Annotated in this window: 16 protein-coding genes; 15 read left to right on the plus strand and 1 reads right to left on the minus strand. The window is 34.4% G+C overall.

Annotated elements, in window-relative coordinates:
• Positions 1 to 7: 7 nt before the first annotated feature.
• From aroC to A9178_RS00770, 14 genes are all read left to right on the plus strand, one after another.
• Entirely contained in the window at positions 8 to 1,177 is a 1,170-nt protein-coding gene (gene aroC, locus A9178_RS00705) for a chorismate synthase (protein ID WP_068672006.1), read from the plus strand.
• Positions 1,177 to 2,247 (plus strand): 3-dehydroquinate synthase, encoded by a 1,071-nt coding sequence (gene aroB / locus A9178_RS00710; protein ID WP_068672007.1) that lies wholly within the window; start codon positions 1,177 to 1,179, stop codon positions 2,245 to 2,247. The genes aroC and aroB overlap by 1 nt, the downstream gene beginning before the upstream one ends.
• Entirely contained in the window at positions 2,244 to 2,612 is a 369-nt protein-coding gene (gene aroH / locus A9178_RS00715) for a chorismate mutase (protein WP_068672008.1), read from the plus strand. Before aroB ends, aroH begins: the two co-directional genes overlap by 4 nt.
• Positions 2,613 to 2,614: 2 nt before the next feature.
• The gene (locus tag A9178_RS00720; protein ID WP_068672009.1) at positions 2,615 to 3,715 is read left to right on the plus strand and encodes a prephenate dehydrogenase; all 1,101 of its coding nucleotides are present in this window, start codon (positions 2,615 to 2,617) and stop codon (positions 3,713 to 3,715) included.
• A gap of 20 nt (positions 3,716 to 3,735) precedes the next feature.
• Positions 3,736 to 5,022 carry a 3-phosphoshikimate 1-carboxyvinyltransferase gene (gene aroA / locus A9178_RS00725; RefSeq protein WP_068672010.1) on the plus strand — a complete coding sequence of 429 codons (1,287 nt, stop codon included), beginning with the start codon at positions 3,736 to 3,738 and terminating at the stop codon, positions 5,020 to 5,022.
• A gap of 329 nt (positions 5,023 to 5,351) precedes the next feature.
• Complete coding sequence (locus A9178_RS00730; protein ID WP_068672011.1) at positions 5,352 to 6,614, plus strand: tetratricopeptide repeat protein; 1,263 nt, start codon at positions 5,352 to 5,354, stop codon at positions 6,612 to 6,614.
• A 27-nt stretch (positions 6,615 to 6,641) separates the two neighbouring features.
• Positions 6,642 to 7,217 carry a ReoY family proteolytic degradation factor gene (locus tag A9178_RS00735; protein ID WP_068672012.1) on the plus strand — a complete coding sequence of 192 codons (576 nt, stop codon included), beginning with the start codon at positions 6,642 to 6,644 and terminating at the stop codon, positions 7,215 to 7,217.
• A 97-nt stretch (positions 7,218 to 7,314) separates the two neighbouring features.
• Entirely contained in the window at positions 7,315 to 7,773 is a 459-nt protein-coding gene (locus A9178_RS00740) for a DUF2487 family protein (protein ID WP_068672013.1), read from the plus strand.
• A gap of 183 nt (positions 7,774 to 7,956) precedes the next feature.
• A complete protein-coding gene (locus tag A9178_RS00745) occupies positions 7,957 to 8,469 on the plus strand; it encodes a QcrA and Rieske domain-containing protein (protein ID WP_068672014.1) in 513 nt (170 codons plus the stop codon).
• Positions 8,470 to 8,475: 6 nt separating this feature from the next.
• Positions 8,476 to 9,150 (plus strand): menaquinol-cytochrome c reductase cytochrome b subunit, encoded by a 675-nt coding sequence (qcrB, locus tag A9178_RS00750; RefSeq protein ID WP_068672015.1) that lies wholly within the window; start codon positions 8,476 to 8,478, stop codon positions 9,148 to 9,150.
• Between the two features lie 16 nt (positions 9,151 to 9,166).
• Positions 9,167 to 9,943 carry a menaquinol-cytochrome c reductase cytochrome b/c subunit gene (locus tag A9178_RS00755; protein ID WP_068672016.1) on the plus strand — a complete coding sequence of 259 codons (777 nt, stop codon included), beginning with the start codon at positions 9,167 to 9,169 and terminating at the stop codon, positions 9,941 to 9,943.
• 67 nt (positions 9,944 to 10,010) lie between these two features.
• Positions 10,011 to 10,577, plus strand: a complete 567-nt coding sequence (lhaT, locus tag A9178_RS00760; protein ID WP_068672017.1) for a lipoprotein heptaprenylglyceryl N-acetyltransferase LhaT — start codon at positions 10,011 to 10,013, stop codon at positions 10,575 to 10,577.
• Positions 10,578 to 10,743: 166 nt separating this feature from the next.
• The gene (locus A9178_RS00765; protein ID WP_068672018.1) at positions 10,744 to 11,001 is read left to right on the plus strand and encodes a sporulation protein YpjB; all 258 of its coding nucleotides are present in this window, start codon (positions 10,744 to 10,746) and stop codon (positions 10,999 to 11,001) included.
• A gap of 66 nt (positions 11,002 to 11,067) precedes the next feature.
• Positions 11,068 to 11,745, plus strand: coding sequence for a zinc metallopeptidase (locus A9178_RS00770; protein ID WP_369801926.1), 678 nt, complete (start codon positions 11,068 to 11,070; stop codon positions 11,743 to 11,745).
• Positions 11,746 to 11,772: 27 nt separating this feature from the next.
• Here the strand turns inward: A9178_RS00770 and A9178_RS00775 are convergent, their stop codons facing one another.
• On the minus strand, positions 11,773 to 12,648 hold the full coding sequence (locus tag A9178_RS00775; protein ID WP_197482129.1) for a YitT family protein: 876 nt from the start codon (positions 12,646 to 12,648) through the stop codon (positions 11,773 to 11,775).
• 311 nt (positions 12,649 to 12,959) lie between these two features.
• Here A9178_RS00775 and dapB point away from each other — a divergent pair, with 311 nt between their 5' ends.
• Positions 12,960 to 13,751: a 4-hydroxy-tetrahydrodipicolinate reductase gene (gene dapB / locus A9178_RS00780; protein ID WP_068672020.1), complete on the plus strand. Its 792-nt coding sequence runs from the start codon at positions 12,960 to 12,962 to the stop codon at positions 13,749 to 13,751.
• The last annotated feature ends 11 nt before the right edge of the window (positions 13,752 to 13,762 follow it).

Consider the following 13,762-nt stretch of genomic DNA (forward strand, 5'->3'; position numbering starts at 1 on the left):
ATGTAATTTGCGTTACTTAACAGCAGGAGAATCTCATGGAAAACAATTAACAACTATAATAGAAGGTTTACCGGCACAAATGCCAATTACAAAAGAGGATATTAATGAATCATTACTAAGAAGACAAGGTGGTCATGGTAGGGGGAAAAGACAACAAATCGAAAAAGATTTAGTGAATATTACTGGCGGAATTCGTCATGGATATACATTAGGTTCTCCTATTTCGCTCGTTATTAGTAATGATGATTTTAAACATTGGACTGATATTATGGGGGAAGATCCTATTGCCGATGACGCAGAAGTAAGAAGGGTTGTATCTAAACCAAGACCTGGACATGCTGATTTAAATGGTGCATTAAAATATGGGCATCGCGACATGCGAAATGTATTAGAACGTTCTTCCGCTAGAGAAACAGCTGCACGTGTTGCTGCTGGAGCTGTTGCTAAAACATTTCTTAAACAACTTGGAATTGAAGTTGTAGGCTATGTTAAAGAAATAGCTGGTATACGAGCTAAAGATGTGGACTCTTTAACAAGTGAAGAAAGAAAATCTATATCTTCCGAGTCTCCCGTTATGGTGCTTGATAAAGATGTTGAAAAAGAAATGATGGATAAAATCGATGAAACTAAGAAAATTGGGGATTCAATCGGAGGTGTCTGTGAAGTTTATGTAGAAGGAATGCCTGCAGGGATTGGCTCCTATGTTCACTACGACCGTAAACTTGATGCAAGAATAGCTGGTTCTGTCATGAGTATTAATGCTTTTAAAGGTGTTGAATTTGGGATAGGCTTTGAAGCTGCAAGAAAAAATGGTAGTGAAGTTCATGATGAAATTGCTTGGAGCGAAGAAAAAGGTTACTACCGTACAACGAATAGATTAGGTGGTTTTGAGGGTGGTATGACTTCTGGTATGCCAATTGTAGTTCGTGGTGTGATGAAACCTATTCCAACTCTCATGTTAAAACCTCTACAAAGTGTTGATATTGAAACGAAAGAACCATTTAAAGCAACTGTTGAAAGATCCGATGCCTGTGCGGTCCCTGCTGCTTCAGTAGTGATGGAACATGTTGTGGCATTTGAACTTGCCAAAGCGATTACTGAGCAATTTCCTAATGATCAATTCTCAAAACTTAAAAAGGCTATGGATGAATATCGTGAAGAAATAAGGTGTTTTTAATGGAAGAGCTTGAGGTTAAATCCAGTACACATGAATATAAAATAATGATTGGTGAGGGTATCAGGTATACCCTTCATCAATATATACCTAAAAAATATTCATCTATCTTAATTATCACGGATGATAAAGTGGCTAAATTACACCTTGATGCGGTTAAAGAAAGTTTAGCAAATGAGAAAGTCTATGAATCCATTATTCCAGCAGGAGAACAATCAAAAAGTATAGATGTTTTCTATCGCTTACATACGGACGCTATTCAATATGGGTTAGATCGTAAATCTCTTGTAGTTGCTTTAGGTGGTGGAGTCGTAGGGGATTTAGCTGGATTTGTGGCTGCTACATATATGCGCGGAATAGATTTTATACAAGTTCCTACTACTATATTGGCACATGATAGTAGTGTGGGTGGGAAAGTAGCAATAAACCATGAATTCGGTAAGAACATGATTGGTAACTTTTATTCCCCCGTAGCTGTAATTTACGATGTGGAAACATTATCTACACTAAGTGACAGAGAAATACGTTCTGGATATGCTGAAATAATTAAAGAAGCTTTAATTTCCGATGAAACTACTTTTGAACAGTTAATGAACCTACGTTTAAATGAAATCTCAAACGATGAATTAAAAGAACAGTTATCATTTGGTATTAAAGTAAAAGCGAAAATTGTGGAAGAAGATGAAAAAGAGTCGGGTGTGAGAAAGTACTTAAACCTAGGTCATACTTTAGGCCATGCTATTGAAGCTGAATTGAGTTATGGAAGATTAACTCATGGGGAAGCAGTTGCAATAGGGTTGTTGTTTGCGTTATATGTAAGTAATAAAGAGTTCAAGGCTGATTTACCTCTAGAATCATTACTTACTTGGTTTAAATACAATGATTATCCGCTTAATATAAGTGATTGTAAAGTTGAAAAATTAGTCGAAACAATGAAATCGGATAAAAAGGCTACAAACAAAAAAATTCAAATGGTACTTTTAGAGGAAATTGGTAAACCAACTGTAAAAGATTTAGATGATGAAGTAATCGATTCATACTTACAATCGTTTATGGAAAAGGTGATTAAATGACAAGGGGTATACGTGGGGCAACTACAGCGGTTACAAATGATGAAAAAGAAATTTTAGATGTAACAAAAAAATTAGTAGAAGAAATGATAGAAAAAAATAGGGTACAAGCAACTGATGTATCACATGTTTTTATTTCTGTCACTAAAGATTTAACAGCCGCTTTTCCGGCTAAAGTATTAAGGAGCATTGAAGGTTGGAAATATGTACCCGTCATGTGTATGGCAGAAATTGATGTACCTAACAGTCTTGAAAAATGCATTCGGGTAATGATGGTAACCAATACAACCATACCACAGGAAGAAATCCATCATATTTATCATAATGAAGCGGTAAAACTAAGACCAGATTTAATTAAGGGTGAATAAGTTTGAATCAAACAATATTAATTGCGGGTTTAGGTCTAATTGGTGGATCACTTGCAATCAATCTATCAAAAACAAACGAAGATCATGTAATCGGCTTTGACATAAGAGAAGATAGTTTAAATTTTGCATTACATAATGGAATCATTCATGAAGCTAGTACAAATTTCACTGAAGCAGCTCAAAATGCAGATATTATTTTTCTGGCTGCCCCTATATCAGAAACTATTAGATTATTAAAGGAACTAGATACAATCTCTTTAACTAAAGAAGTAATAGTGACCGATACATCATCCGTAAAAGGAACAATTATCGAGACAGCTAAACAAATACAAAACGAGAAAGTTATTTTTATAGGTGGGCATCCTATGGCCGGCTCCCATAAAAAAGGAGTTGAAGCAGCAAAAGGACATTTATTTGAGAACGCAATTTATGTTCTTACTCCATCTGTACGTAGTAAAGAGGCAGACGTAAAAACTCTTAAGGATATTTTGAAACCTACGAAATGCAAATTTGTTGTTCTAAATTCGGACGAACATGATGAAATGACTGGAGTTGTATCTCATTTTCCACATTTAATTGCTTCATCTCTCGTTCATCAAGCAAGAAAGTGGCAAGAAACTCATTCTTTTTTACCAAATCTTGCAGCAGGGGGATTCCGAGATATTACTAGAATTGCTTCAAGCAATCCAGAGTTATGGCAGGATATCTTTTATCATAATCGTCAGAAACTTTTAACATTATTAGAAGGCTGGATACAAGAGATGAAAGATATACATTCACTTGTTGAAAATAATGAAAAGCAAGAAATGATTACATATTTAACGAATGCCAAAAATTATCGGGATGGATTGCCTGTTAAGAGTAAAGGGGCAATTCCAGGATTTTATGATATATATGTCGATATTGCTGATAAACCAGGTGCAATTGCATCCATTGTACTACTTTTAGCGAATATGAAAATAAGTATTAAAAACATTGAGATTTTAGAGATTAGGGAAGGTATTACAGGAGCGTTGCGCTTAAGCTTCTATACAAAAGAAACACAACAAAATAGCTTAGATATTTTAGCGAATCACGGATATGAAGCAACGATTCAAGAATAAGTAAGGGAAGTGAAATAAACATGGCAGAAGTAACACTAGCACCTTGTAACCACGCTTTATCTGGAGAGATAGAAGTACCTGGTGATAAGTCCATTTCACATCGTGCTATTATTTTAGGTTCCTTAGCAAATGGTGTTACAAACATTACCAACTTTTTAGATGGCGAAGATTGTATGCGTACGATTCATGCTTTTCAATCGATGGGTGTTTCTATTACGAAAGAAGGATCCACCGTTACAATTGATGGAAAAGGTATTTCGGCGTTAAAGGAACCAAAAGAGCCTTTATATTTTGGGAATTCAGGTACAACAACGCGGTTAATGCTTGGAATATTATCGGGATTAAACTTTTTTACTACAATTTATGGTGATGAGTCACTTGCAAAAAGACCGATGGATCGGGTTGTAAATCCACTTCGCGAAATGGATGCAACCATTGATGGAAGAAATACTGGTAATCTGTTACCACTTTCTATTCGTGGAAAACAATTAAAAGGAATGGAATATACATTACCTGTAAAAAGTGCACAAGTAAAATCCGCTGTATTATTAGCAGGTTTATTCGCAGACGGTAACACAACTGTCGTTGAGAAAACTCAAACAAGAGATCATACAGAAAACATGCTTGAAGCTTTTGGAGCTGATATTACAAGAAGTGGTTTATCTACAACGATAACAAGTAATCATAAACTAATAGCTTCTGATGTACATGTACCAGGTGATATTTCCTCTGCAGCTTTTTTCCTTGTGGCAGGTGCTATTGTTCAAGGTAGCGACATTACACTGAATAATGTTGGATTGAATGAAACAAGAACAGGGATAATTGATGTTTTAATAAAAATGGATGCGGATCTTGAAATTCAAAACAAACGGTTGGTAAGTGGTGAATGGATTGGAGATATTACGATTCGTCACTCAGAACTAAAAGGAATTACGATTGATGGAGAAATTATTCCACGATTAATCGATGAGATTCCGGTTATTGCCTTACTAGCTTCACAGGCAAATGGGGAGACCGTTATTAAAGATGCGGAAGAATTAAAAGTAAAAGAAACGGACAGAATTGCGGCTGTAGTTGACGTTTTATCCACTTTAGGTGCAAATATCCAAGGAACGGAAGATGGTATGATTATCAAAGGTAAAACCCCTTTAAAAGGTGGAAAAATCGCATCATACCATGACCATAGAATAGCAATGATGGGCGCAATCGCTTCCCTAGTTACAAACGACACTGTTACAATAGATGACGCATCATCCATATCTATTTCCTATCCAAGTTTCTTTGAACATTTGAATTCCTTAAAGTAGAATAAAAAAGAGCTTACCTTTATTATGTAAGCTCTTTTTCCTTTTAGAAATAAAATATTCATATTATGTTAGAATGTTGGGTAAGACAAAGCGTATTTTATGAAATATAATATTATACATATAAAGTGAAGCTTCAATCAGTGGGTGGTCCTTACCTCCCCCCACTGATTGTTAGTTTTAACGAATGGGGCTTTTACTGGCTGCCCGTCCCCTATTTACAATTCTTGGATTCTCCTCAAATTCTTGATGTGGGGGCCATACAGCCAGTTAACCTGCGATAAATTAGCTTTCTAAGATCTCACTTTAATAAATGAAAGGATGAGTGTACATTGGACACCATACTTGAAGCATATCAATTAATGGAAAATAATCAACCAGAAAAAGCTATACAATTGTTAAAACAATATGAGTCAAAAGCGAATGACGATGAAAAATTTACGATTGCACAAATGTATATGCAAATTGGTTTCTTGCAAGAAGCAAGTACTATTTTACATAGATTACTTCAAAAATACCCTACTGAAAGTGAAATATTAATTACACTTGCGGAGGTTTATATTGAAATAGAAGAAGACGAACAAGCTATGGAGTTACTGAATCAAATCAATGAGGAAGATACCGCTTATACACAAGCTTTAATACAATTAGCAGATTTATATCAAGCACAAGGATTATTTGAAGTAGCTGAACAGAAATTATTAAAAGCAAAACAAATAGAGCCTAATGAGGAAATTATTGACTTTGCTCTTGGGGAATTATATTTCTCAATCGGAGAGTATAAAAAAGCAATTTTATACTATGAAAAAGTAAAAATAGAGGAAGTGAGAAACATTTCTCTTAGAAGTCGATTAGGAGAAGCTAATGCTGCAATTGGTGAGTACGAAAAAGCCTTAACTTATTATCAGGATAATAACCAAAAAGATCCTGATTATCTTTATCGTTATGGAATTACGGCTTATCAAGCAGATAGGGTAGACATTGCTATTAAGGCTTGGGAAAAAGTTGTAGATCTTGATCCATATTATCATACCGTATACCAACATTTAGCCCAAGCTTATGAAGATGAGGGGAGACTAGAAGAAGCCTTTGAAACGGCTAAAAATGGTCTGCAATTTGATGAATTTAATAAAGAATTATTTTTTATAAGTGGAATGGTTGCAAATAAACTTAATAAAGTAAAAGAAATGGAAAAATATCTAAAAGAAGCTGTAGCATTAGATCCAGATTATAAACAGGCTGTATTATCCTTAGTGGATCATTATAAAAATATAGGTGAACATGAGAAAGTTATTGATTTGCTTAATGAAATAAAAAGAACTGGAGCAGAGGATTCTTTGTATGACTGGGAATTAGCCCGAGCAAATAATGAAATAGAATCCTTTGACAATGCATTAAAACACTATAATGATGCATATAATGGTTTAAATCAAGATAGTGACTTCTTAAAAGAATATGGTTATTTTCTAACGGAAGAAGGGAGGATAGAACAAGCAATACCAGTATTTAAATCATATCTTTCCATTGTACCAATAGATGCGGAAATTGAAGAATTTCTTCATCGGTTAAAGCAAACAAGTGAAGACGAAATATAAATACGTGTTCAAAAAGGAGGGAACTAAATGAATACTCCTATCTCTGCTCAAGACAAAAAAAGTTTTATTCAATGGTTTTTAAAAAATTATCAATTAAAGAAAAGAGAGAGCGTTTGGATTTTGAATTATATTCTTAATCATCAACAAGTCTTAAACAAAGTACATTTTGTAAGGGATGTAAAGTTTTGTCCTAGAGGTATAGTGATAACGAGTCAATGTTCTTCTGAGGTTCCTTTTCGATTTTATAAAGATCATTTAGTTACGACAGATGCTGAAAAAACGTTTCATGATATACGCATGAATCAAGACGAGAATTTATATATACAATTAAATTTTAGTAAGTCCCATCAGCATTCATACTACGCTTCTGTCACAGAGGAAAATCCATTCGTACCAGATGATTATTTTGTTACAAAAAAAGATAGATTGTTAGCAAAAAAATTATTAGATAAAACTGTTTTTGAATATAAAAAGAAAATACTTCAACAAAAAATTGATCATGCTTTAGATGAATTAGATCAAGAGAGATTTATTAAACTCTCGAATGAATTAAATAAATTGGAAGAAATGTTTAATGATCAGCCTAAATTGCAAAAGCAATAAGGTTGATTTTTTTTTGTTTTAAGTTAAGATTTATAAAAGATGACGCACTTATATTGAAATATCCAATTAGATGTGTGTTCTAAAAGGAGGATGTATTGTGAAATGGCGAAAGAATGATATGGAACAATACGTAAAGGCAAAAGAATACATAGATACGGTAATCATCCCATTAATTCCATTTCAAATGGCTAAGGATCAAGAACTATCAAAAGATTCATTTCAAAATGAGGCACTTGCTCTTTTTTTAACAGAAATGGAAAAAGAACTATCAGGTAGACTTTTATTAACACCAAATTATCACTATATAAAATCTACTAACTTGGAACAGGAAAAGGGTCGTTTGAATTTATGGATAGCGAACATCCAGGAACAACCTTTTAACCATATATTTTTTATTACATTCGATCCCAAATGGAAAAAGGTGGAGAGAGAGTTAGACGGGAGTTTAATTTGGTTACCAGGATTTCCTACAAAAGATTTATTATCAAACGATGTACTACAAATGGTCCGGGGACAGGTAACAGAGATTAGTGAGTTAATCCGTTCCTATTGGTAAAATTTTAATATTCTTGCATAGAGTTAAAATTCCCTGAATAAAGGTTCTTTTCAGTATAAATTAAGCAATAACTTTAGGTTATTTATTGACCGAATAATTAGATTGCGCTATCATTGGTATTGTCCTAGTAATCTGTTTATTAAATTTAGTCTGTGATAATGGAGAATAGAGGGGGGAAAATTCGTGAGTGACAAAAAACAACAAGTATCCCGAAGACAGTTTCTAAATTATACGCTTACAGGTGTAGGAGGTTTTATGGCTGCAGGCTTATTAGTATCTCCGATTCGAATGGCAATTGATCCTGTCCTGAAGGAGACTTCTAATGGGGAATTAGTCAACGTTGGGGTATCGGTTGACGACATCACTACTGAGCCACAACGTATAGATTGGACTGTTAATCAAGTAGATGGTTGGTATGAATCCGAACCAAGTCGATCTGCGTGGGTATTTAAAGATGATAATGGAGATGTGGTAGCTTTATCTCCAATTTGTACTCATCTAGGCTGTGTTGTTTCATGGGAAGGTAGTGATCAACATCCAAATCAGTTCTTTTGTCCATGTCATGATGGTCGATATGAAAAAGATGGGACAAACGTACCTGGTACACCACCACTTGCACCATTAGCTGTCTATGAGCAAGAGATAAAAGATGGGATTTTATTCTTAGGTAACCCAATATCAAGAAAGGGGGCGTAATGGTTTATGCTTCAAAAAATGTATGATTGGATTGATGAACGTATAGATGTTACGCCTATTTGGCGTGATATTGCTGACCACGAAGTACCAGAACATGTTAACCCGGCACATCATTTTTCAGCATTTGTTTATTGTTTTGGCGGATTGACGTTTTTTGTAGTCGTTATTCAAATCTTATCCGGAATGTTTTTAACAATGTATTATGTTCCGGACATTGAAAACGCTTGGAAATCTGTTTATTACTTACAAACAGAAGTCGCACATGGACAAATTGTGCGTGGAATGCACCATTGGGGCGCAAGTGTCGTTATCGTTATGTTACTTTTACATACTTTGCGAGTGTTTTTCCAAGGTGCGTATAAGAAACCTCGTGAATTAAACTGGATTGTTGGGGTTTTAATATTCTTTGTTATGTTAGGTCTAGGCTTTACTGGTTACTTATTGCCTTGGGATAACAAAGCTTATTTCGCAACACAAGTAGGTTTAGAAATTGCTGAACAGGTTCCATTTATTGGGACTCAATTAAAAACATTATTAGCAGGGGACGCATCCATTGTTGGTGCTCAGACATTAACTCGATTCTTTGCTATTCATGTGTTTTTCTTGCCAGCAGCATTATTCGGACTTCTAGCTGCACACTTTATCTTAATCCGTAAACAAGGTATTTCTGGACCACTATAAAAAGGAGGGGAAAGGCATGCATAGGGGTAAAGGTATGAAATTTGTTGGAGATTCACGTATCTCCGCGGAAAAAACATCACAAATACCAAAAGATTATTCTGAATATCCTGGTAGAACCGAAGCATTTTGGCCCAACTTTTTATTAAAAGAATGGTTAGTAGGTGCAGTATTCTTAGTTGGATTTCTTTGTTTGACATTAGCACATCCATCACCATTAGAAGGAATGGCAGATCCAACTGATGCTGCATATATACCACTACCAGATTGGTATTTCTTATTCTTATATGAACTTTTAAAATATGAATTTGCTAGTGGAGATTGGGTACTATTAGGTGTACTTGGAATGCCCGGTATTGTTTTCGGTGCATTATTACTTGCTCCATTTTTGGACAATGGTCCAGGACGCAGACCGCATCAACGTCCAATTGCTGTGGGAATGATGCTTCTAGCTTTAGTAGGAACCATTTGGTTAACATACACTTCTGCTGCTCACGTTGACTGGGAAGCAAGGGCTGAAGCAAATAAACCAATTCCTGAATCATCTGTAACAATTGATACAGAACATTCTGGTTATGCTGTTTATGAAAACAGCTGTATGAGCTGTCACGGTGGAGAATTAGAAGGTGGACCAGCAGCACCAACCCTAGTTGGTATTGAATATTCCGCTGAGGAAATCGCAGATATTGCGGTTAACGGTACGGGCGCTATGCCTGCAGGAATTTTTACTGGTTCAGATGAAGAATTAGAACAACTAGCTGATTTCATTGTTACTACGAATGAATCAGCTGAATAAAAAAGATATGAATAAAAAGCACCTTCATGGAAGGTGCTTTTTATTATCGATAAGGAATGATGAGAAAATGTTAAGATATATATTACTTGATAAACGTTTTCAAATAGCATTATTTTTCATAAATTTATTTGGAACCATATATGGGTACTATTGGTATAAAGAACAATTAGTAAATACTCCACCTATTTTCTTACCATTTGTTCCAGATAGTCCAACAGCTAGTTTATTTTTCACCATTTTTTTGCTCGCTTTTATTTTCCAGAAACATTTACCCTATATTGAGGCGTTGGCAATTACAACCCTATTTAAATATGGCCTTTGGGCAGTTTTCATGAACCTATTTACTTTAATGGTAGAAGGTTATTTACATTGGACTGGATACATGTTAATTGCTTCCCACTTAGGAATGGCCATACAAGGATTACTATATGCACCATTTTATAAACTAAAATTAAGACATATCGCAGTAGCTGCTTTATTTGTTTTACATAATGATATAATCGACTATGTATTTGAAATGATGCCAAACTATTCATCATTACATAATTATATGGATGGCATAGGTTATTTTACATTTTGGTTAAGTATTATTTCTATTGTAATTTCTTATACATTAACTGTAAAAAATAATTAGAAAACTCGGCATTCGCTATAGGTTGCGAATGCCAAGTTTCATTTACGAGTAATCGGGGTCCAAAATAAAAAAAGTATATACTTTTTTATTTTGCCTGGAGATAGGTTGGTTATATAAGAGTGCACCTTAACATAGAATTAAATAAGATGTATGTGGGGTGATCTCTATGGATAATAAAAAAGTGCAACATGTCGTAACATTTACATTGCTCATAGGGATAATAGTATTTCAACTAGGAAACCATACAGTAGAAGCAAGTTCCATTCATGAAAGTATCTTCTCTATAAATATATTTGAGTGGAGTCCAATTATTTGGGCAGTAGTTATTATTGCAGGTAGTATTGGGATTACACTATCTTATGTAAGTTGGAAAAAATATAAGGGTGAAAAAAAACATAGCAAAAATGAACGTCAAAATAATTGACTAATTTTATGAATTTGACTAAAATTGACCTTAAGAAAGATCGAAATTTTTAATGGAGGAATGAAGATGGCAGGGTATATCATTTATATCGCTCTTTTACTCATAATTCCCTTATGGGCACAGTCAAAGGTTAAAAGTGCTTACAGAAAATACTCAAAAAAACCGACGTCTTCTCATATGTCTGGTGCAGAAGTAGCAAGGAAAATATTAGATGACAATGGTTTGTATCATGTAGGTATTGAAGAGACACGAGGAGTTTTATCTGACCATTATGACCCTCGTAAAAAAGTAGTAAGACTTTCTACTGATAATTATCACGGTCGTTCCATGGCCGCATCAGCAGTTTCTGCACATGAAGTTGGTCATGCCATTCAAGATGAACAGGAATATGCTTTCTTGAAATTTAGAAGTGCCTTGGTACCTGTAGCGAATATTGGGTCAAATTTATCATTTTTCTTTATATTTGCTGGTTTAATTTTCGGTGCAATGAATTGGCTACTTTTAGGTATTATCTTTATGTCAGCCGCAGTACTCTTTCAACTTGTCACGTTACCTGTTGAATTTGATGCCTCAAATCGAGCGATGTCCCAACTCGTTTCTTCAGGGATTATTCGAAATAATGAAGAAAGAGAAACAAAAAAAGTTCTCAATGCTGCTGCAATGACGTATGTTGCTGCTGCTTTAACAGCTGTAGCAGAATTAGTAAGGTTCATATTAATATTTGTAGCTGCAAATGAAGATTAAAAAAAGGATGGTTTAACCATCCTTTTTTTAATCACTTAAAGGATTTTTATTTTCATCTAATGTAAATCCTTCTCCTAGAACATCATGTACAGTCGTAACAGCCACAAATGCGTGAGGATCTATATTATGAATAATATTTTTTAGTCGTACAATTTCGTTTCTTCCTACAATACAGTAGAGCACATCGCGTTTTATCCCTGAATAGCTACCCCGGCCATTCAAAATGGTAACTCCTCGATCCATTTTTTTCTTTATTAATTCCGCAATTTCATCACTGTGATCAGAGATAATTGTCGCCCCTTTTGCGGAATAAGCACCTTCCTGTAAAAAGTCAATTACTCTTGCGCCAACATATACTGCTACTAAAGTATACATTCCTTCACTCAATTCAAGTATTACAAATATAGAGGTTGTAATGACAATTAAGTCAAAAAGAAACATGGTTCGGCCCATCGACCATCCAACATATTTGTTGACGATACGAGCGATAATGTCTACACCACCAGTCGTACCACCATATCTAAAGATTATTCCTAACCCAATACCAATGAATACTCCGGCAAATAAGGCTACTAGGAACATGTCATGTTCTAAATGAATAATAAATGGTTTAATTTGAAACAAACGTAAAAACAAGGAAACAGCAAATGTACCTATAATAGTATAAAAAAATGTATTCCTACCTAAAAATTTCCATCCGATAAAAAATACAGGTATATTCAAAATGATATTTGTAATGGCTGGATCGATTCCCCATAAAAAATAAAGCAATAATGTAATACCGGTAAATCCACCTTCTCCTAAATTGTGTTGCATATTAAAATGAACGATACCAAACGAAAAAATTGCAGCACCTAAAAGAATAAAAAAAATATTTTTTATCTTTAAACCAAATATACTCATTAAAAATTCCTCCTGTTAATCCTTTGAGTCTTTTATACGGAAGAAAACTCGCAACCAAATATGTTTCATTTTATTAGTATAGACAATTTAGTATGTATGTAACATTCTTGAAGAAGTATATGATTTGTCAAAATGCCTTCAATTCGCTAACATTAAATAGATATATAAATTGCAAAGGGGTAAGTCAATAAAAAGCGAATTTATAATACAAAAGAGACATTAGAAAGTTTGCATTTACCAAGTATTAGGCAATTGTCTTCGTACCACATCGATGGACACCTAAAGACTAAAATAATTTGGAGGAGTTAACTATGATTAACATTATTATTGCAGGACCACGTGGGAAAATGGGATCTGAGGCAGTTAGGATGGTCACAAATGAAGAAAATTTCCGTCTTGTTGCTTGCCTAGATCATAAGAATAATGGAAAAAAATTAATGGACTTACCGGAATTCCCTAATCTAGATGTACCAATATTTGAAGATATTGACCAATGCTTTGATACAGTAGAAGCTGATGTATTAATAGATCTCACTATTCCTGAAGTAGGATACGTACATACTAAAAAGGCTGTTGAACACAATGTTAGGCCGGTTATTGGCACAACTGGATTTACTCAAGAGCAAATAACGGAATTAAAAGAAATTACTAGAAATAAAAACTTAGGAGGAATTATTGCGCCTAACTTCGCTATTGGTGCTGTATTAATGATGAAGTTTTCACAAATGGCAGCGAAATATATGCCAAATGTAGAAATTATTGAAAAACATCATGATAATAAACTAGATGCACCGTCTGGAACAGCTGTGAAAACGGCAGAGATGATAAGAGAAACGAGAGAGTTTAAATCTCAAGGTCATCCGAATGAAAAAGAAACATTGAATGGTGCGCGTGGTGCGGAAATGGACGGTATGAGGATTCATAGCGTAAGACTACCTGGGCTCGTTGCACACCAAGAAGTTATTTTTGGTGGGGATGGACAATTACTATCAATTAAACATGACTCTTTCAACCGTGCTTCTTTTATGGATGGAGTTAAATTTTCTGTAGAAAAAGTTTTTGAACTAAATGAGCTAGTTTATGGATTAGAAAATATTATTTAATTTGAATTTAA

It is taken from the genome of Oceanobacillus sp. Castelsardo (genome assembly GCF_001659985.1).
Lineage (GTDB): Bacteria > Bacillota > Bacilli > Bacillales > Amphibacillaceae > Oceanobacillus.

Bases quoted from the DNA above. Each gene is read 5' to 3' on its own strand.
- A9178_RS00770 (WP_369801926.1), top strand. From the start codon at position 11,068: ATGGCAGGGTATATCATTTATATCGCTCTTTTACTCATAATTCCCTTA.
- lhaT (WP_068672017.1), top strand. From the start codon at position 10,011: ATGTTAAGATATATATTACTTGATAAACGTTTTCAAATAGCATTATTT.
- A9178_RS00775 (WP_197482129.1), bottom strand. From the start codon at position 12,648: ATGAGTATATTTGGTTTAAAGATAAAAAATATTTTTTTTATTCTTTTA.
- aroH (WP_068672008.1), top strand. From the start codon at position 2,244: ATGACAAGGGGTATACGTGGGGCAACTACAGCGGTTACAAATGATGAA.
- A9178_RS00765 (WP_068672018.1), top strand. From the start codon at position 10,744: ATGGATAATAAAAAAGTGCAACATGTCGTAACATTTACATTGCTCATA.
- aroA (WP_068672010.1), top strand. From the start codon at position 3,736: ATGGCAGAAGTAACACTAGCACCTTGTAACCACGCTTTATCTGGAGAG.
- A9178_RS00755 (WP_068672016.1), top strand. From the start codon at position 9,167: ATGCATAGGGGTAAAGGTATGAAATTTGTTGGAGATTCACGTATCTCC.
- dapB (WP_068672020.1), top strand. From the start codon at position 12,960: ATGATTAACATTATTATTGCAGGACCACGTGGGAAAATGGGATCTGAG.
- A9178_RS00735 (WP_068672012.1), top strand. From the start codon at position 6,642: ATGAATACTCCTATCTCTGCTCAAGACAAAAAAAGTTTTATTCAATGG.
- qcrB (WP_068672015.1), top strand. From the start codon at position 8,476: ATGCTTCAAAAAATGTATGATTGGATTGATGAACGTATAGATGTTACG.
- aroB (WP_068672007.1), top strand. From the start codon at position 1,177: ATGGAAGAGCTTGAGGTTAAATCCAGTACACATGAATATAAAATAATG.